Origin of the sequence: Mucilaginibacter polytrichastri, assembly GCF_001911425.1 — a bacterium.
GTDB lineage: Bacteria > Bacteroidota > Bacteroidia > Sphingobacteriales > Sphingobacteriaceae > Mucilaginibacter > Mucilaginibacter polytrichastri.
In genome coordinates this window covers 3,425,170-3,445,328 of sequence record NZ_MPPL01000001.1, presented here as the reverse complement: position 1 = coordinate 3,445,328, position 20,159 = coordinate 3,425,170, and the positions used below count along the sequence as shown (strand labels likewise).

Here is a 20,159-nt window from a genome sequence, read left to right as displayed (position 1 = left end):
TTAGGCTGATAAAGGACTTAGAAATAACGATGTTATAAACGTATAGTTTTCGCCGGTTTGTTGCATTTTACCGTTAATAATAATCTCCACTTTCTTTTTAATCTCATTTACGTTTCTTAATGGATAAAATTTGCTTACTTCTTTAATATGTGCGTCAATTTGCACGTCGTAAATGCGCTGTTCGTATTTGGTAATGGAGCGTAAAAGCGATTGCCGCAACTTTTCTTCCCACATTCTTTCGCTTACAATGAGCTCAAAATCAAGGTCCCAGATCTCGCATCCAAAATTTGGGTCGTAGCGGTGCTCTCCATATCTGGTAAAAATTATTAGTTCGATGTACTGCGATATAGAAGCGCCAATATCTTGTGTATCAAGATCTTGTCCTTGTAAAATTCGCCCCATGCCGAAAGGTTTTTTGTAAAGTGGTATAGGCATATTTATAGGTAAATTGTAACTGTGAGTTTAAATTTGTGTTATCTGTAAACAATTCATTTCTTAAATAGTTGTATTAATATTCGTGCAGGTTGAAAAGTTGTTTATCTCATCACAAGGAAAAGCAGCTTATGGGGCGCCAAACTAACGGGCGCTTAGTAATACTAAATCAATTATCAGAGATACTTAAACCGTTTATTGATAGATTTTTTTGATGAAACCAGTTAATAACAGCGAACTACGAAGTGCCTATTTAAAGTTCATTTTTTACTTTTTTATACTCATAGTATGCAGCATTGTTGCAGTCTATTTTTTCTTTATTACAGCTACCCGGGAAGTAGCCATACTTAATGATAAGGCTAAAGAATCGGACAGGCTGGTAACCATCCGTAACGATATCAACAACAACTTCGATATTATTTTACAGCGCATGCAGCAACTGTCGCAGTATACCAAAATGAATGCTGATGAGCTTAACAATCAGAATTTATTACTGAACGATATACAGGAGAGTAACCTGAAAATTCAAGCCAAATTGCAGCAAAACCCCATGCCATTAAAAAGCTTCGACTTGTATAAAAAGCTGAGCGATAATATCTCTACAGCAGCAAATGTTAAAGATTCGCTTTTTACTACCCGTTACCAGATAGAAAGCCTTCGTTCGCAACTCGAATCATGTAACAGAACCAATACCACCGCAGTAAACAAAATTAAAGGGCGATTTGGCCGGTAAATATTATGATGAAGTTTAGCTTAAAAGAAAAACGCGAACGTTTTTTATTTTTCCTGGCCCTGTTTTTATTTACAGCGGGTGTGCTGTGCACCGCTATATTTTACAATTACAATAATGGCAGTAACGTATCTAAAGACGAGTTTGCCAAACATCTGCAGGAAGAAGAACGATTTGAAAGTACTGTTGGCGAAGCCACACCAACTATAGATACCACTTACGCCCGCATTGTAAAATTTAATCCCAACGTGCAGGCGCTGTTTCTTGAAAATGATATTAAAAATTCTATTGTAGCCATACGTTCCTATTACAACAGCAGGCCTTATGATAGCCGGTACAAGTGTTTCATTTATGCATCTAAAATACATGAAAACCTTTTTTATGATAAGCGTGAGCTTAGAGGTAACTACAACGATATAAGCCGCTTAAATAAATTATTAGACGATTGTAAACTTTCTACCCGGCAGCTCCAGCAAAGCCTGGGCTCTGCGGGGCATTAATTAACCAGATCCTGTATAACAACCACAACCACCTTTACCCATGCAAGACGATTTTAACAACGGCAGGCCAATTAACACCAACAGGCAAAACTATATTTTCCTGTACATAATTGTGAGCATAATGCTCTTAGCAGGCCTTATTTTTCTGTTTAAAAGTTCGCTGTTTGACAAAAGAACAATTAACGCACGTATTTTAAAAGATGAGATATTTTTGAACGAAGACCTCGTTTACTCTGACAATACCGCCAACGCCAAAAACTGGCAATGGGAGTTTGGCAACGGCGACCGGGCAACACAGCAAAACGGTACTTACCGCTTTAAAAAACCAGGCGCCTATATTGTACGCGTAACTGTTGATGGTAAATTACAGCAACAGTTTCCGCTAAATGTTAAAGACACTGTAGCCACAGCTGCCAAAGATACCCTGCTTACCATTAATGGCCCTACCCGCGGTATTGTTAATGAAGAAGTAAGGCTGGAAGCGCAAGGCAATGCCCGTATTTACGAATGGTCATTCGGCGAAACTGGCCGGGTAGATATTAAAGGCCCTACAGCGTTGTATACTTACCATAACCCCGGTACTTATTTTGTGAAACTGAGCACCGATAACAGTACACACCCGGTGTTCCAGAAAATATTAATTACCAATCCCGATTCTACCGTTAATGCCATTGTTACACCCGGAGAGGGTGAGGCCAAGGTTATTGACGATATCCGCTCGCACTTGCAGGCTATTGCCAATGGTGCCGATTTTAACAACCAGTATTATTATCTGGTCAATAAATACTTCTGCGGAGACGAAAAAGTAACCGTAAATGTTGAATCGAACGGGGAAAGCAAGCAAACCGATTTTTACTCGTATTGCATGCGCTTAACCTTTGGCGGCGGGGTAAATATTGATGAAGCCCAGGTTACCCTTAAGCCTAAATCAACCTGCTCCAGCATGCTTACTGTAAAGCAGCATTCTGCAACATCAAATGGTACTAAACGCATCAAATAATTAGCCTATCCGCATTGCTATGAAAAATCTACTTTATATCACATTCCTGTTTATCACCCTGGCGGCCAATGCACAGTCGCCGGTTTCTATCAGTAAAAAAGTGGCCACCTTACCTGCCGCTTTCGAAAAACCCAACAATAAAACCAACGTGTATGATGATGGCAAAAGCACATCATTACCCTGGATTGTATTCTCTGACCGTGATGAGAACTATACCTATACTTCACCGGGTGGTTCGCTGGTAATGAAAAAAATTAAGTTTATGGAGCCGTTTTATGTAAGCGAAGCCCGCAACGGTTACCTTAAGCTAATTAAATATCAGGCCGGTATGGTACAGGGCCGTAAGCTAACCAATAAAAAAGCAGCCCAAAGCTACGGCTGGATTAATAAAGACAAGGTATTGCTTTGGCAGTCGGCCTATGTAAACGCACAAAGCGGTTACCCCGAAAAGGCGATTGCCATTGTATCTGGCAAAGGCCCGTTAATCAATCCGCGTGTTTATTACGATAAAAAAGATTCGCTTTATGTATACACCTCGCCCGAGATGGAGCATAAAAAAACGAAAGTAGCCCTTAACCAGCTTTTATATATATTCAAAAAATCGCCCGATGGTAAAACCGTATTGATTGGGTCAGAAGGGCAGCTCATTGCCGATAGTGCTGCTTACAGTATTTATGGCTGGGTACCATCAGACGCGGTGCACAGCTGGGGCGAAAGGTTATACATCGGTTCTGCAAAAAGCGGTTACGATGCAGAAGATTCTGCTGCTGTGGTTATCAATAGATCGATACAGTTTAATGGCCCTACAACAGCATTTGTTTTTGATCCGCTGATGGACTTTGACCAGCCGTTGTTGCGTAGTTTGCCGGTAACCTCTTACCCAACCGACAGCAATGCCACCGGTAATTTAAAAGTAGGCGTAGCTACCGATGTTTACGATAAATCTCAAAATAGTATTATTAATATAAAGGGTGGCCACTTAACCTATAAAGATTACCTGTCCATCCGCAGAAATATCCATAAGATCAACGTGATATTTGTAGTTGATGGCGGCAGTTCAATGCGAAGCTATTTTTCGGGCTTAACCAGCACCATACAATCATTCGAGAACATATTTTCATTATATAACAAGGGTAACCAAATTAACTATGGCGCCGTGGTGTATCGCAGCGCCAGTAACTGTACCGCAAGTGGTATAGAGCAACAGCCGTTAAATACCGATTACAGAAAAGTAATTGGCTTTTTAGATAAACAGGCCAGTGTTACCAACAATTGTGTTGTTGCGCCAAATAGCCAGCCCGTTTTTGAAGGTCTGCATACTTCTTTAAATATGTTTAATGCCCATAAAAATGAAACCAATTTGGTTGTGCTCATCGGTAGTACGGGTAATAACCCCGAATCTGACAATGTGTACGATATGGCTACGGAAGTGGCTAATGTCGATGCACGCTTGCTAGCCATACAGGTTTACAGCGATTATAACCCGATCTATAACAACTTTGTGATCCAGTCGCGCAAGCTGGTTTCAGAGTCTGCCGCTTTATTGGCCGAACGTAAAAAGAACCGTATGGTAATAGGCGAGGGCTTAAGCAATACGCAACAGTTTAACGTGTCGCTTTCAGACTCTATCTCTTTCTACCTCGATTATCCAAAAAATAGTTTGATCCAAGGTGCTGTAATTTTCCCGCCTAAGGGTGTGGTTAAAACCAACCAGGCTATGGATGCCGCACTTGCCCGTTTAATGAAAGAAACCCAGAATGATATTTACACGCAAACTCATTCACTGGATAGTGTTTTCAGGTTAACCGGCCGCGAACATCGATACGTAACATCGGTTGTAAACTCACAGTTTACAGCACCGGTGCCAGACAGCCTTGGCGACAATATGCCGCATAATGCGTTTAAGTATTACTTACCTGCCGAAGTGCCGGCGAAATTGGTAAGCGACAACCCTAAACAGTTGCAATACCTGGTGATATTGAACGAGGCAGAATACAAGCAAATGTCAGACCTGCTTTCCTTAATGATAGGTGAAAACTTACAGCAGGATGCCGGTAATTACCGCAGTAAGTTGTACAAGAATTACATTGACATTGTGCGCAAAAACCTGGGTTTAAAGGATACGCCAAAATCTGATATCAAGAACATGCTACTGGGCGATTACATCCGTAAAACCACCGGTATGGTTGCCCCGCCAAGCAAAAAGGACTTATTTAAATACAAGGTAATTGACCTGAAACACGATGGCGATATGCCGCAGCAACAGTTTGAAGCCTATATCAATTACCTTGTTAAAAGCCGTAACACCATTAAGCAACAGGCTTTGCTGCAACAGCATTTTACATCTAACGGCAAAGTTTATTATTACGTAACCCAGGCCAACTGGAATAATTAAACCCCATAAGCACTTAAAAAAATGAGCGTAATAAGTTTAAGCGAATCTGTAAGAACAGCCGTAAGGGTGGCGCAATCTTTAGCCAAAGAGTACCATCATAAAGAGTTTGGTCCGGCGCATTTACTCAAGGGTTTAATGCATAATGAGGTAGGGCTTAAAAACTTCCTCAACTCCATTGGCAAAGATGCAGCCTACATCAGCGATTGGGCCGATGTGCGGATGGAAGAGTACCCGCAATCTATCACCGTGCCTGATGAGATGCTGGGTAATGATGCCGTGAAACTGGTATTTGAAGAAACAGATAACGTACGGGTAAAATTTGGGCTCGATGCCATTACCCCGGTTTGTGTGCTGGTTGCCTTAACCAAACCCAATGTTGGGTTTGATGCCGGCCAGCTCAAATCATTCCCCGTAAAAGAGAAAGAACTGCTGGATGTATACATTCAGGATGAAGGTGTGCAGCATGCAGTGTCGGCATCATCACCGGGCGAGCAGGGGGAATCTGGCTCTAAATCGACCACCGCACTACTTAAATATTGTATTGACCGTACCGATTTGGCGCGCCAGGGTAAAATAGATCCCATTATTGGCCGCGATAAAGAAACGCGGATGATTATGGAGATATTGAGCCGCCGTACCAAGCCCAATGTAATTATTACCGGTGATGCAGGTGTGGGTAAAACGGCCTTAGTTGATGGCTTTGCGCTGGATATTGTAAATAACCTGGTACCACAATCACTGCTTAATGTGAACCTCTTTGAACTGGATCTGGGTTCATTAATTGCCGGTGCATCTTATAAGGGTGAGATAGAAGACCGGCTAAAAAATATTCTCCGCGAAATTAAGCAGTTTGATAAAGCCATCCTGTTTATCGACGAGATTCATACGCTTTTAGATAGCAAAGGCCCTATTGGCGGTGGCGTAGGCAATTTGTTAAAGCCAGAACTGGCCCGTGGCGAAATTACTGTGATTGGCGCTACCACCATAGATGAGTACCGCAAAATTATAGAGCCCGAGCAGGCATTTAGTCGCCGGTTTGAAGTGTTGCAAGTTAATGAGCCGGATATTGATACCGCCATTAAAATGCTCGAAAAACTGGTGCCTTATTATGAAGAACACCACAGCCTGAAGATAAGCAATGAGGCTGTGCAGGATTGCGTTCGCCTGGCCAAACGCTATATGAAAGACCGCAGGCTACCGGATTCGGCATTCGACTTAATGGACCGCACCATGGCCGCTATAAGGTTGATGAACGATACATCAGACATGACCCTGACCGAGCTTCAGGATAAATTTGATGAGCTAAAAAATGCCGAGGCTGATACCACCGACATAAGCGATTATAAATGGCTGTACAACCTGATGCAGAACAAAACCAGCGCAGTGCTATTAGGTAAGCTGGAAGACGAAACACAGGTGAGCGCATTTGAATCGACAGATGAATATATAGAATACTTTAACCGCAATTTGCCACTGCTGGAAGCCTTTGCAAAGGACAAGATCAGCGTGGTAGATAAGCAGGATATTGCTGCCATTATTTCCTATAAAACAGGTATCCCGCTGGGTAAAATACAGGCCCAGGAAAAAGAAAGGCTTTTAAATATGGAAAGTTTTTTGAAGAAACGGGTAGTAGGGCAAGATCAGGCCTTAAAGGCTGTGGCCGATGCCATCCTGGAATCGCGCAGCGGATTGAATAAAAAGGGCCAGCCCATAGGTTCATTCTTTTTACTGGGCCCAACAGGTACAGGTAAAACAGAACTGGCCAAATCAATCGCCGACTTTTTGTTTAATGACGAAAAAGCGATGATCCGGTTTGATATGTCGGAATTTAAGGAAGAACACTCTGCTGCCTTACTATACGGCGCGCCTCCGGGCTACGTTGGTTACGAAGAAGGCGGTTTACTGGTGAACAAGATCCGCCAAAATCCTTACTCGGTATTGCTGTTTGATGAGATCGAAAAGGCACACCCATCTGTATTCGATATTTTTTTACAAATCCTGGATGAAGGCCATATGCATGACAGGCTGGGTAAGGAGGGTGATTTTTCTAATTCGCTGGTACTGTTTACATCCAACATAGGTAGCGAATGGCTGGCCGAACAACTAAGCCAGGGCCATTTGCCAACCTCCAACCAACTGATGGAAGTAATGGCCAAACATTTCAGGCCCGAGTTTTTAGCCAGGCTGTCAGAAATTGTTCCGTTTAAGCCTATCTCGGAAGAAAACGTGGTGCGGATCTTCGATATCCAGTTAAAAAGCCTGACAGATTCGCTGGATAAAATGGGCATTGGCTTCTCAATTAGCGATGATGCCAAAAGCATGCTGGCACTGGGAGGCTTTACCCCTAAATACGGCGCAAGGCAATTATCGGGAGTAATACGTAACCAGTTAAGGCGGCCGATATCAAGATATATCATTTCGGGCGAATTAAAAAAAGGGCAAAGTATCAATATTACCAAACAGGATACTGCAGCCGAACTTACCTGGGCAATTAATTAATTACTAAACAGTTAATACCATTTGTTTAATAAAACAATTTTATAACAAAAGCATTATTATATAAATATTAAAACATCTACACTTATCCCACATACCTATGTTTAATTACGAAATAGGAGGAAACGAGAAAAAAGTCGATACCTCAGAATCATTTGGAGAAATTGCTCCTAACAAAACTTTGTTTATTCAAAAACTAACTGATAACGAGCCATTGCGCCCCGAAAAGGTAGAAGGTTTAAAAACAGTTGAAGAAGTTTTTGAACATTATAAACCAAACATAAACGTTTCGCTCGACAAGCAGGATGGGTCTACCGTGATGGAAAACCTGAAGTTTGCAAGCTTGGGCGATTTTGGTGTTAAAAAATTGGTGCAACAAAGTAGTTACCTGCGTAAGCTAAATATTGAGCGCGAAATGTATTTGAATATTATTAAGCAGCTTAAAACCAACAAAACATTAAAAACAACTTTAGACAACGAAGAAACAAGGGCTGCATTTGTAAGCGCGCTAAAAAACTTTGTTAAAGAACTTGAACAATAATCCGATACCTAATAGCAAATACCTACCAATATGGCAACACCAAACGAACAAGCTTTAAACGAAACCTCTTCTGCGCAGGGATTTAAACCCGCAGAAAAGGCAGCTGCCCCGGCGCTTAGTTTAAATGAGAGCCTCGATAAGCTTTCGAGGGTTGGCGGATTTGATTTACTGGAAACCACTATTGATGGTTTGCAGAACCTTAACCCCGAACGTAAAGCGCGTAAGCAAATATTTTTAACCGATGACGAAAAAAAGCTGGAGCGTGAAGAGCTTAAGCAAAAACTAAACCAATGGATTGAAGCCCTTGAAACCGGCGGCTCTGTTGGCGAAATGGTTGAAAAAAGCGCCGAAAAGCTTCAGTCGGCAGAAGAAAACCTGAATACAAACGTACACACGGTACTGCAAAGTACCCGCGAGTTGGAGCAGGCTTACCGCTCACTGCATTTATTTTATAAAAACACCGAGGCCGATAAGCTTAAAAATGTGGTGTTGATGAATGCCAGCCTGGATCAGTTAAAAGAACTGGATAACCCCCGTTTTATTGAATACGTGGGTAATGAGCTTAAACAAAATTATGATCGTTTAGATCTGCGCCAAAATTATTCTATCATGGTTGTGCCCGGATACCTGGGTTCGAACAAAGTGGTAGAGCGCTGGTCTAAAATCGCCTTTGATAACAAGGTAATGCTGGTAACAGATTTTGCCGATCTGGACCAGCCCGATGATGTGATCGATTTATTTACATCAGCCAACTTAACTGGTGGCGATGCTTTTAAATCAAACACTATCATGACCTGTAACTGGATGGTTGGCCGCGGCAAAGTTGCCGAGGTAGGCGAGGAAGATGACCTATATGTACCAGGATCGGCTGCGTTGGCCGGTAAAATGTATTATACCTTAATGTCGCAGGTTACAGCCGGTAAAAAGCATGGTGCCGTAAATGAAGTTGATGGCGTACGTTTTGATCTGAAAAAGAGCGAAATTTCGCACCTGGAGCGCATTGGTTTAGTGCCTATGGTTAACGAGTATGGTAAGGTAATGGCGTTTTCGGCCAAAACATTATTTAACGGCGATAATATCGGTCTGCAAACTTATTCGGTAGTGCGGGTATTCGATTATATTACCAAAGTATTATTTGATTTCCTGAACAGGCGTGCCTTTGAAAACTGGAACTCTAAAACAGAGCAAGACCTGCGTTCGCAGATTGTTAAGTTTTTGGATAACATACAAGGCCCGGATCGTTTGATAGAGCGCTTTAAGATCATCCGTTTTGAGCGTGATGAGCAACAGAAAGACAGGATACACCTGGACATTAATATTACACCTTATTTCCCGGCTAAAAGTTTTGTAGTAAAACTGGATGGGCATAAAGGCGAGGATGCGAGTACTACCTGGAATTCGGAGTACAAACAACAATAAAAACCTGAGATAATCCCATTTCTATTGCTGAAATGGGATTATTTTAATTTAATGTTAGCTTAAGTTTAACAGGGGATACCATTGTCGTTAATATCTGCTATTTTTGCCGAAGCGATGAGGCAGGTAATCATAATAAATGCAGATATTAATAAAAGTGAAACTACACAGGCACTCATAGCCGCCTATCGTAAAGGTGCCGAAAGTGTAGATGCTTTAGTTAAGGAAATTGTAATTACCGACCTTAAGTTTAACCCCAACAAACAACTGCCCAACCGCATTGCCGAACCCGAGCCTGATTTGATGGAGGCCATTGAAAAGTTAAAATGGGCAAGTCATATTGTAGTATTTTGCCCGGTTTTTAAAGAATCTATCAACTTTAAGATCAAGGGTTTTTTCGATCGCATCTTTTTGCCCGACCAGGTATTTGTAGTTAACCAGCCCAATTTTAGTAATGATTTTCGTGGCCGCTCGGCCCGTATTGTATCTATACTGGATGAGGCCGCATGGAACGACTGGCAAACTACCCAGCGGGCTACCTATATGTCTATAAAACGTAGCGTGCTCGAAAAATGCCACATAAAGCCTGTGCATACCAGCGCCATCGGGCATCTTTATACCTTAGAGAATGAATACGCCCAAAAGTGGCTTAAAAAGCTTTTTAGCTTTGGTAGTAAGTTAATTTAATAAAAGTATAAATTAATTATTTTTTCTTGAAACAATATATTGTATTCGCTTGTAGTTAATATATAAGTGGAATCGATGGTCGATTTCAATATTATTAACACTAACCTTAAAATTTATCGTTATGGCTTTCAAAGCAAGATTAAATTTTTCGGGCAAAGAGTATGATGTACTTAATTGCTCGTATGCCTTAAATCGCGATGTTGACTCTAAAGGACGCCCGTCTTCAGGAGTATATGGCGGCAGTATTGACATCGAAATAGAGTCTACCGAAGACACTTCAGTGATCGAATCCATGGTAAACAATCAGTACAAACCGCTTACCGGTACCTTACTGATCAAAAAATCTGAAGAAGATTCAAAAATGAAAGAGCTGACCTTTGAGGATGCTTACATTGTGAAATATTCTGAAGGATTGAACATCATCGGTGATACACCAATGAGCTACAAATTCACCATATCTGCACGTAAGCTAAAACTGGGCAGTGCAGAGCATGTGAACGACTGGCCGGGTGTAAGTGCCAACTAATCATTAGCTTATTTAAGGAGAATTTGAGGCCTGCTAAACAGCATGGCACGCAATCTCTGATTAATTAATTTTTTAAATTTTACTACCATGGCTTTTAAAGCAAGAATTAATATCGGCTCGAAAGAGTTTGACGTGCTGCAATGCAGTTATGCATTAAGCAGGGATGTTGACGCAAAAGGTCGTCCGTCATCAGGCGTGTATGGCGGTACCATACAGGTTGAGGTAGAATCTACCGAAGATACTTCGGTAATCGAATCTATGGTGAATAACCAATACAAACCATTGAGCGGCACCATCACCTTCAAAAAATCAGAAGAAGATGCCAAAATGAAAGAACTTTCTTTTCAGGATGGTTATATCATTCAATATAATGAAGGCTTATCAATTATTGGCAATACGCCAATGTCATTAAGTTTTGTAATCTCGGCCCGTACCTTAAAAATTGGTAATGCCGAGCACGAAAATGACTGGCCGAAATAAGCCCTACAGTGTTAAATATTGTATAGGATAAGTATGGAGGAGTTTTAACACTCCTCCATACTTTTACCCCATATCTTAATGCCGGTAGATATAAAGTATCACGCCAATTAAGAAACCTTCATCGCCTGTTCGCAATATATTATTATACCTTTTTATAAAGCGCCGGCCTTGTAGTATGCTCATATCACCACGGTTAAGTTTGTTTTATGGCTAAGAGTAAAAAAATAGGTAAAATATTATCACCCGCTGAGTATGTGAAGCTCTATTCAACTATGAAGCTCGATGGGAAAAAAATAGCCCAGATAGATTTACTGATCGATCACAAGATCATACCAAACAAAAACAGGTATGTAAGTATTCGTAATCAGGTGGTTGGTGCAGTTGATTCAAACATAACCCGTAATTTAATTTGTTTTGCCAACCCGGAAGATACGGCCTCGATAGCAAGTGTGCTTAAAGGCCAGGGCTTGCGAAACAATACCTTTACAATACCTGCCCCGGTTGCCGATAGCAAAGGAGTGCCGTGGTTTGTTATCGCACTCATTCATTATATCGAGTGCGATTTTAATTTTTCCAAGCATTTATTTAACGGCGATTCGCTAAAAGATTATACACACAGGTTTCCGCCGGGTTATCCCAAGGTGCATCATAAACCTCCGTTTACGTTTGATGAAAGTGCTGTAAATGCCTTAAAGTACGAGGGTTTTGATAAGATTGACCATTGGAACGTGCCCGTGATATTAAAGAACCTCGAAAAGTATAACGGCTTCGGTTACGAAATGTATCAAAACATGAACTCGCCTTATTTATGGAGCGGGTCTGATATCTATAAATCGGGTAAGTATATCGAGACAAAAAAGGATGGCAAGTGGAAATCTGATTTCTACCCCAAAGCTGTTTCCAGTCAGCTGGGTACAGCTGTTATTTTAAAAAGGATGGAAACCAGGGGCTTAATAACTATAATTTATAATTAAAGCAATGCGAAAGATTTTAGGCTGGCTATTGATTGTAAGTATTTTTTATGCCTGTACCAATAACGGGCATCCAAAAACCACAGCAGATACTGTAGCTAAACCTACCGCAGTAATTACTGATAAAGTTGCAACGCCTGACTTTAAACCATTTTGGGCCGAATTTACTAAAGCAGTTAAGCAAAAAGATGTGAAGGCTATTAACCGGCTCACCTATTTCCCGCTGCACAATTTGCACCCTTGTTACTTACCCACGGCAGGCGAAACCAGGCTAACAGATACTGCTGGATTATCGCCCGAAAACTTTAAAAAAATAACCCGTAAGGTATTTGATGATGAAACATCATGGCTTACCAGCACGTCGGCAGATAGTCTTTATCTCTACAACAAAAAAGATGATGATAAAAGCCTGCCAATTGACAGTATAACAGATAACAAAACCCCAGTGTATATATACGCTGTAGTATACAATCAAGGCAGAACAGGTGGCACCAAGAGCCTGTATTTTGGCATTGTAAAAGGGGCCTATAAATTAATATGGATTGATTGCGACGGTAACATAACCGGGCATTAATATTAAAGGAAGCGCATTTACTTGTAGTAAAACACGCTGATATTGTAAAGTAATTTATTAAGTGTTTACCAATTAACACACCAAAATGGAAACCAAGATCAAAGTAGATATTAGCATAGAAGGATCTCAGATTACGCATTTTTCGAGCTTTAGCCTCGAGCAGCGGTTTAACGAGCATCACTCATTTCAATTACGGTTTAACCACGATCAGATTGAGAATACTAATAATATAACCCTCGAAAAATCGAAAGAATTTATCGGTAAAAATCTTACCGTACAATTTGGCCGGGGCGAAGAATTTGAACATCAATTTATTGGCAAAATTACCAAAGTTGAAATTGCCCAAAGCCATGGCTTTCAGGGCGATGTGATTATCAGCGGCTTTAGCCCCAGTATATTGATTGACCGCGGGCCCGACCTGGGATCTTACTTAAACAAAGATCTGAAAACGATATTACAGCAGGCCACAGCCGATGCCCCGCAAAACGATATCAGCTTTAATATTAATCCTGCTTATACTTCGCCTATCGATTATATTATCCAGTACCGGGAAAGTGATTTTCAGTTTATAAACCGGCTCTCGGCCGAATACCATGAGTGGTTTTATTATGATGGCGTAAAGCTGAACTTTGGTAAACCGGCCAAATTAGATGAAGCCCCGTTAATATACGGCCGGGATTTGCACAGCCTGCAATATGGCATGCAGATAGCGCCGCTTAATTACAAGAAATTTTCATACCATTCGCAGCAGGACGAATTACTGAGTTCGCAGCCATCTGGCAATAGCTCGGGTTCGCCTGATTTGTCGCATGCTATAGCGGCATCAAATCAGGTTTACAGCAAACAATATAATGAGCCGCTGGGCGTAAGGGTTAATTCGCAAAAAGAGATAGACACTTTTGTAGATGACGAGCATAAAGCCCTGGTATCAGAGCTATTGTCTATCACTGGTAATGGCGATAATCCGCAGGTTAAGCTGGGCTGTGTTGTTAGCATTAGTACCAGCATGCGCGCCGATACCGGCTTCCAGGTGCAGGATTTTGGCAAGTTTCTGGTAACGGCAGTATACCATCAGTTAGATGGTGTGGGGCATTACCATAACACTTTCGAGGGCGTATCTGCCGATTCTGAAAAACTACCCGTAAAGCATCTGGGAAAACCCTCGCCAGATATGCAGCTGGCCACCGTGCTTGATAATGACGATCCACAAAAGCAAGGGCGTATTAAAGTGCAGTTTAAATGGCAATGCACCGCCAATGACCCTACCGAATGGCTACGGGTAATGAGCCCCAATGCCGGGCATGGCGATACCGGTAAAAACCGTGGCTTTTTAGTAGTACCAGAAAAAGGCGACCAGGTTATAATAGCATTTGAAGAAGGTAACATTGCACGCCCTGTAGTAATGGGCAGCGTTTACCATAGTAATAATGTGGATAGCGGCGGTTTTACCAATAGTAATATTAAAGGTATGATGTCGCGTAAGGGGAGCCACCTTAAGTTTGATGATGCTGAGCATGCATTATCATTGGCAACATCATTGTCAAATATGATACATGTTAATGAGCCTAATGGCACTATTGAAGCCACTGCAGCCAGCATTATAAGTAATAAGACCGGTAAAAATGCCATTGTAATGCAAAGCGGGCCGGGTACTATTGGTATTGCCGCAGAACATGAAGTTGCGCTTACAAGCGATGGAAATGGCATAAATATTACCCAAAAAAGTGGATCGATCTTAATCTCTGCAAACCAAAAAATAACTATACAATGCGGAGGAAGTTCGATTGTATTGACAACCGCAGGTATAATCATTAATGGTAAAGAAGTAGATATTAATTAAGTTAAACAATAAGAACTGACTAATGAATAACGACCAAATTAACCAGGATAATTCAACTTCCAATTATTTCGAAAAGGCATCAGCAAAGCCCGATTTGAAAAAGTGGAGCTTTTCGTCAACAGAAACAACAAATCTATCAAATCAGGAGACTAAACAAAATACGCCTTCTGAACATCTCTTTGCTGGATTGAGACAAGCAGGGTCAGATAAATATCGTTGCGAGGCTGTTTCATTATTTAAGATCGATCATGTGGTGGTAAGCAAATCATCTACAATGACTGATTTTACTATAGCAATTATTGAAAAAGATAATCGATATTCTGTTGCTGAAATAAGTGTGCAAAATACCTATTTAGATAATAGTATTGAGCAATTTGCCAGTTACAATGCCATGCTTAAAAATATTGCCAGTGTTAAAGATAAAATTATACTAAAGATTGATAATTCTGGCTTAATAATAAATGTTTTAAATAAGGATGAATTAAAAGAAAAGTGGCTGCAGGTAAAGGCCGATTTGCAGAGGGACAGGATGTTTAACACGTTTAAGCCAGAAGAACAAAAATTAATACTTCAGGGTGGTGACGATGAATATCTAAAAGATTTTGATATGGTATCCTTTATTAATAAGGGACATACTTTGTATCCGATGTTTTTTTGTGGGTACTGGAAAGAATACCAAATACAGGAAACTTACGATTTGAAACCTCAGCTAAAAAATTCTACAATATTTAAAGATGAGGTAATTCCTCTGGAGGTTTATGGTAAAGTAAAGAGATATACTAACAATAATAATAATTATCAGTTGGAAATTCAGGCCATAGAAAGCAGAAGCTTTGACACCGGGAAATTAAAAAAGTTATACAAAGAAAATTATCCGTTTGCCAAAGTTGAATTTGATGATTACTCATACGATTACAGTACCAAGATTGAGGCTGATGTTGATACCGGTTGGATAAAAACATTAGGAATGACAGTATTAGAGCAAGCAGGAAGTATAGTGATGTTTATGGATTGCACTATAAAACAGTTAAGTGATGAAAAAAGCAATATTACCGAGTAAAACATACCTGGTATGCAGTAGCGGGATGCGGAAGACTGAGCTTGAAGTTATTAGTCAACTCACCGTTTTCAATGATAGTAAGAACCGTAAAATAGCAACTATTGACGATCGATTTGGAGATTTTATATGTAAATATGCTTTGATAGTAGGTGCTTTTGTTGCCGCTGCAATTTTTGCATCTGGCGGTAGCTTGGCGTTTATAATTGGTGTGGCTTTAATAGCTGGTTTAGCAAGTTTAAGCATGTGCTTTATTGTAAACTTATTTAATAGCGGAGGGTGGAAAAATCCGCATCCTACAGCATTTATAGGCAAAGAGAAAAAGAAAAATTTACTTACAGATAAATCGTATTTCAGCTGCCCGATCGGTGGAACCATTATCCCCGTCTATGATGAAAAGATAGCCTCAAGGCAGGCGGAAATATTTCGGGATAAGGCAATAACTGAAATATTTATGTCGGCGGTGGGCGGATATTTTGCCGGTGGCTTTGCGGTTGCAAGTATTGCGGCCCAAGCAAGTTTTGGCACCGTTGCCAGCGGTTTTGGAGTAGGTTATCTGATAGGTGTAGGTGTTAGCACAGGTGAAGATGCAATTAAAGATGCTTATTATGGCAAATTAAGCAAAGAAGAGGAAGAAAGTCCGTTACATCATGAAGAAGGAGGAGAAGCCAAAGATCTGTCTTACGTAACTCCCAAAATGACTGGCGATGAAAATACCGTTGAGACTATAACTAAAGCTAAAGAGCTTAGTGAGGATAAGCAAAATATTATTGATGAAAAGGTTGACGAGAGTTTATCAAGTAATACTGGTCGTAATGGGGGATTGTTGAAAAATGACCCAAAAAAGGCTGCAAAAATAGCCAGGGATAATGGTAAGTTAAGTAATAAAGAATACCTTAAGCTCAGGAGAGATCTGGAAGCAAAGCAAATAAAAGATTTGAAAAATACTGAAGGAGTTAAGGGATATAGAGGTGAACAATTGAAAAATATAAAAGAAAGTGGTTCCAGGTTTTTAGACGGGTTTAGCCTTAAGACAAGCCCAGGAAAACTTTTCTGGGCGGCTACCTTAACCGAACTTATTAGTAATCTTATTACAGAGAAGATGCAAAGAAATTTATATGACGATTCAATTGATGCAGAAGCTGAAGCAAAAAAGGCACTTGGCGTTTACGCACAAAAATAATAGTACATAACTTTAAAATGACTGATTCAATATCTACATATGATCAATGGAAGGCAAACCGACCATTGGTAATTGGTTCTCTTATATATACCATAGTGATTTTTGTAATTTTATTTTATACTATTTATGCTTATTTTAATATGCAGCATATTAATGGCCGTGTTGCATCGGTTGATGTAGATCGCCAAAAGCATACTTACTTAACCTTAAAACTAACAGGCGACAAGCGAATATATTATCAGGTTTATGGAAAAAGATTTTATGACCCGGCAATCGAAAATCTTCATAAAAATGATAGCATTACATTATACACGTTTAATACTCCTGAAAAAAAACATGCTGCGATTAGTAGTTCAGGTGACCAGTCAAGTTTTCTGTATTATCCTGTATTTAATATCAATAAACAAAGCGCCGGAATATTAGATGTATTCTATTATTATATTTATGATAATCTAATCCTGTCTTTAATCGTTGCATTTTCCTGGGTACTGATATTATATAATGGGTTTTATATTTTTATACAGGCGGGCTGGGCTATAAAAATTCCTATCATAATTTGGACATTAATAATGGCCTGGATAATGATATAACTTAAATGATTGATCTTATATCAAGAAATTGGAAGGCCGATAAAGCTTTATTTGTTAGTGTTGCATTATTTATAGCAGCATTATTGGTGGTTGTGGTTAGTGTAATATTTTCATATGTCAATTTGCATGTTGTACAAGGCCGAGTGTCATTAATAGATGTTGATGCTGGAAAACATACCCATTTAACAATCAAACTGCTTAACGATAGTAACCGGTATTATCAGCAATATGAGAATAGGTTTTATGATGCCGGAATGAATAATGTCCACAACGGCGATAATGTTAAGTTTTATACATTCAGTAGCTAGGTAAGAAAAGCAACCCCATTATTCGCCAGTAAAGATCAGATTGGGTTTAATTATTATCCAATATTTTATATTAATAAAAATGAGGGGTTGTTGCAGCTATTTTATTTTTATGCTTATCACGCTTTTTATAGCCTCGCCTTATTATTTACCGGTTTATTAGTGTTATACAACGGTTTCCCTATGGTGTTCAATAAACAGCTTTTACCTAAAATACCATTATATCTTTTAACTATATTTTTGGTTTGGCTTTCATATTAATGCTCAATGTTTACTGGTAAGCCCAGGGAAATGGAAAGTAAGCCTGTATCTTACTTATATGATGCCTAAAGAGGATTTTAAGAAGCGTTTTGGTAAGTTGGAATTTAAACCAATTAAAGTGGCCTCAGTATTAAGCTAAGGCCATCTTTAATAAAAATATTTTCTATGCTAATTACCTGTTATCAAAAGCTCTTTCTATCCATTTGCAATCCATGCTTAACACCTTTTTACCGCTTTTAATAATGGAGAACTCCGAACGACGGTTTAGCTGTTGCTCGGCTTCAGTACAGGGTACCCCATCCGGGCAATCATTTACAAGGTTGTTTTCGCCAAAATGTTCGGTATATATCCTTGCAGCATCAATGCCATTGGCTACCAAATAGTCTTTTGCCGCCTGCGATCTGCGGAGCGAGAGCGCCATATTGTATGCTTTTGATTCGCGGCTGTCGCAATAGCTGGCTATCAGCAATTTTAGATCCGGCTGCTCATTAAGCAGTTTAATCAGTTTGGCTAACTGCACCTGGGCATCGGGGCGGATAAACGATTTATCCAGATCGTAATAGATCTTGTCGATGGTCAGTGTTTTCTTCAGCGAATCGCAATTAAAGGTGGATGCGCTGGTTTCCTTGTCCAGATCAAACGGCCGTTTGAGGCCGGTAATTTTAAGCACAATATTTATAGTAGTGTCCTTATGGATGCCCCTGGTGCTAAAATTGGCCACGGCAGTGCTGTAGCCATAGTTAGTAGCAGTTACATGATAATCTGTTTCTGGCTGCAGCAAGCTGCCAAAGCTACAAGGCATGTCCGGTTCCAGGTCTTTAAGGCCGTAAGGCTTTAGCAGTGCGGTGCTGTAGCAAATAGGTTCATTGGTATGCGCATCCACAATGGTACCATGCAGTTTAATTTCGAAGTCGTTATGTAAGAAACTGTAGATATCGTCGTTGCCATTACGGTTGCTGCTAAAGAAGCCATGCTTCCCATCCTCGCTTCTGATCAAGCCAAAATCGTCGACCGATGAGTTGATAGGCGAACCCAGGTTAATGGGGGCATGCAATGGTTTCAAATTGCTTAAGGCCACTTGGAAAACATCCAGCCCGCCCAAACCCGGGTGCCCGGTTGAAGAGAAGTAAAGGGTGCTATCCTTATATAAAGTTGGGAATAATTCATTGCCTTCGGTATTAATTATTGGGCCCATATTAACCGGCGTTTCCCATTCGCTGTTAGTAGTGGCGCGTTTGCAATAATAAAGGTCGGTACCGCCGTAACCACCGGGCTTATCTGATGCAAAGATCAATATAGTTCCTTCCTTATTTAAGGAAGGATGCCCTGTAGAATATTGGTCATTATTATACGGAAATGGCTCTATAATTTCCCATTTGGGTGCTTTTGCGGTGAAGATTTTTAGCTTGTTTACGCCATCTTTACTTTCGTTGTATTTACCCTTAAAATAATTGTTACGGGTAAACATTAAAGAGCCATCGGGAAGGAGGGTTGCCGAACCTTCATGATATGGCGAATTTACATTGCCCATTACCGGATCAGCCGCAACTTTTGCACTCAGATAATCGCCAATGGTATCCTGCAAAAACTTGGGATTGTAGTTGCCCTGGGTTTGGGAGTCGTTGGCAGTAGGCGGGGTGTCGTCGTCGTTCTCTTTGTATCTTTTGCCTTTTATTTTGGTGTCTTTTTTCAAAGCAGTTTTAAGGCTGTCCAGGTTAACGGCTTTAATATCTTGCCTATTTTTTACCTCATACAAATCGCTAAAAGGAGTTTGATCCCAGCCGAAAACCTTTTTGCTAAGCACACCCATTTTGCGGTTGCTGGCAAATATTAGCCCCTTTTTATAATACAACGGCGAATATTCTGATGCTGCTGTATTGATATTGAGATAGGAGATGCTCCAATCTTTACGGTTACGTAAAAAGCCATCTACCTGCGGGTAAACTTTTGCAAATGCAGCAGCCCGGTTATCGGTAGTTACCAGTTCCAGGTATTTCTGATACCATTTTTCTGAGCCTGTATAATCTTGCTTGTTGGCCAGCACTTCGGCATAATATAAAGCCCATTGTGGTTTAATGGTTGGTGCCTGGGTGAGTTGGGTATACCAGTAATCGGCTTTGCTGTAATCTTTAATATTACGATAGCTGTCGGCAATCATTTCCTGCGCCTCTAAAT

General features: G+C 40.4%; 19 protein-coding genes. 17 read left to right on the top strand and 2 right to left on the bottom strand.

The window, feature by feature from the left end; genetic code table 11:
- Positions 1-435, bottom strand: coding sequence for a GPW/gp25 family protein (locus tag RG47T_RS14545; protein WP_074490145.1), 435 nt, complete (start codon positions 433-435; stop codon positions 1-3).
- 211 nt (positions 436-646) lie between these two features.
- On the opposite strand from RG47T_RS14545, the gene tssO (RG47T_RS14540) reads away from it, so the two are divergent.
- From tssO (RG47T_RS14540) to RG47T_RS14460, 17 genes are all read left to right on the top strand, one after another.
- Positions 647-1,165 (top strand): type VI secretion system TssO, encoded by a 519-nt coding sequence (gene tssO / locus RG47T_RS14540; RefSeq protein ID WP_074490144.1) that lies wholly within the window; start codon positions 647-649, stop codon positions 1,163-1,165.
- 5 nt (positions 1,166-1,170) lie between these two features.
- Complete coding sequence (tssO, locus tag RG47T_RS14535; RefSeq protein WP_074490143.1) at positions 1,171-1,662, top strand: type VI secretion system TssO; 492 nt, start codon at positions 1,171-1,173, stop codon at positions 1,660-1,662.
- 40 nt (positions 1,663-1,702) lie between these two features.
- Positions 1,703-2,662 (top strand): PKD domain-containing protein, encoded by a 960-nt coding sequence (locus tag RG47T_RS14530; RefSeq protein WP_074490142.1) that lies wholly within the window; start codon positions 1,703-1,705, stop codon positions 2,660-2,662.
- A 19-nt stretch (positions 2,663-2,681) separates the two neighbouring features.
- Positions 2,682-5,057, top strand: a complete 2,376-nt coding sequence (tssR, locus tag RG47T_RS14525; protein ID WP_074490141.1) for a type VI secretion system protein TssR domain-containing protein — start codon at positions 2,682-2,684, stop codon at positions 5,055-5,057.
- A 21-nt stretch (positions 5,058-5,078) separates the two neighbouring features.
- Entirely contained in the window at positions 5,079-7,556 is a 2,478-nt protein-coding gene (locus RG47T_RS14520) for an ATP-dependent Clp protease ATP-binding subunit (RefSeq protein WP_074490140.1), read from the top strand.
- Between the two features lie 97 nt (positions 7,557-7,653).
- Positions 7,654-8,094: a type VI secretion system contractile sheath small subunit gene (locus RG47T_RS14515; RefSeq protein WP_074490139.1), complete on the top strand. Its 441-nt coding sequence runs from the start codon at positions 7,654-7,656 to the stop codon at positions 8,092-8,094.
- 30 nt (positions 8,095-8,124) lie between these two features.
- Positions 8,125-9,513 carry a DUF5458 family protein gene (locus tag RG47T_RS14510; protein ID WP_074490138.1) on the top strand — a complete coding sequence of 463 codons (1,389 nt, stop codon included), beginning with the start codon at positions 8,125-8,127 and terminating at the stop codon, positions 9,511-9,513.
- Positions 9,514-9,594: 81 nt separating this feature from the next.
- Positions 9,595-10,197, top strand: a complete 603-nt coding sequence (locus RG47T_RS14505; protein WP_139235684.1) for an NAD(P)H-dependent oxidoreductase — start codon at positions 9,595-9,597, stop codon at positions 10,195-10,197.
- Positions 10,198-10,318: 121 nt separating this feature from the next.
- A complete protein-coding gene (tssD, locus tag RG47T_RS14500) occupies positions 10,319-10,723 on the top strand; it encodes a type VI secretion system tube protein TssD (RefSeq protein WP_074490136.1) in 405 nt (134 codons plus the stop codon).
- Positions 10,724-10,810: 87 nt separating this feature from the next.
- A complete protein-coding gene (gene tssD, locus RG47T_RS14495; protein WP_074489661.1) occupies positions 10,811-11,203 on the top strand; it encodes a type VI secretion system tube protein TssD in 393 nt (130 codons plus the stop codon).
- A gap of 206 nt (positions 11,204-11,409) precedes the next feature.
- Positions 11,410-12,177 (top strand): hypothetical protein, encoded by a 768-nt coding sequence (locus tag RG47T_RS14490; protein WP_074490135.1) that lies wholly within the window; start codon positions 11,410-11,412, stop codon positions 12,175-12,177.
- A gap of 4 nt (positions 12,178-12,181) precedes the next feature.
- Positions 12,182-12,748 (top strand): hypothetical protein, encoded by a 567-nt coding sequence (locus RG47T_RS14485; RefSeq protein ID WP_074490134.1) that lies wholly within the window; start codon positions 12,182-12,184, stop codon positions 12,746-12,748.
- Between the two features lie 85 nt (positions 12,749-12,833).
- Positions 12,834-14,588, top strand: a complete 1,755-nt coding sequence (locus tag RG47T_RS14480) for a type VI secretion system Vgr family protein (protein ID WP_074490133.1) — start codon at positions 12,834-12,836, stop codon at positions 14,586-14,588.
- 22 nt (positions 14,589-14,610) lie between these two features.
- On the top strand, positions 14,611-15,648 hold the full coding sequence (locus RG47T_RS14475; protein ID WP_074490132.1) for a hypothetical protein: 1,038 nt from the start codon (positions 14,611-14,613) through the stop codon (positions 15,646-15,648).
- A complete protein-coding gene (locus tag RG47T_RS14470) occupies positions 15,623-16,828 on the top strand; it encodes a hypothetical protein (protein ID WP_074490131.1) in 1,206 nt (401 codons plus the stop codon). The genes RG47T_RS14475 and RG47T_RS14470 overlap by 26 nt, the downstream gene beginning before the upstream one ends.
- A 17-nt stretch (positions 16,829-16,845) precedes the next feature.
- On the top strand, positions 16,846-17,418 hold the full coding sequence (locus RG47T_RS14465; RefSeq protein WP_074490130.1) for a hypothetical protein: 573 nt from the start codon (positions 16,846-16,848) through the stop codon (positions 17,416-17,418).
- Between the two features lie 5 nt (positions 17,419-17,423).
- Complete coding sequence (locus RG47T_RS14460) at positions 17,424-17,726, top strand: hypothetical protein (RefSeq protein WP_074490129.1); 303 nt, start codon at positions 17,424-17,426, stop codon at positions 17,724-17,726.
- Positions 17,727-18,156: 430 nt separating this feature from the next.
- Here the strand turns inward: RG47T_RS14460 and RG47T_RS14455 are convergent.
- Positions 18,157-20,159: OmpA family protein (locus tag RG47T_RS14455; RefSeq protein WP_216351060.1), on the bottom strand; the 2,003-nt coding region annotated here is incomplete at its 5' end.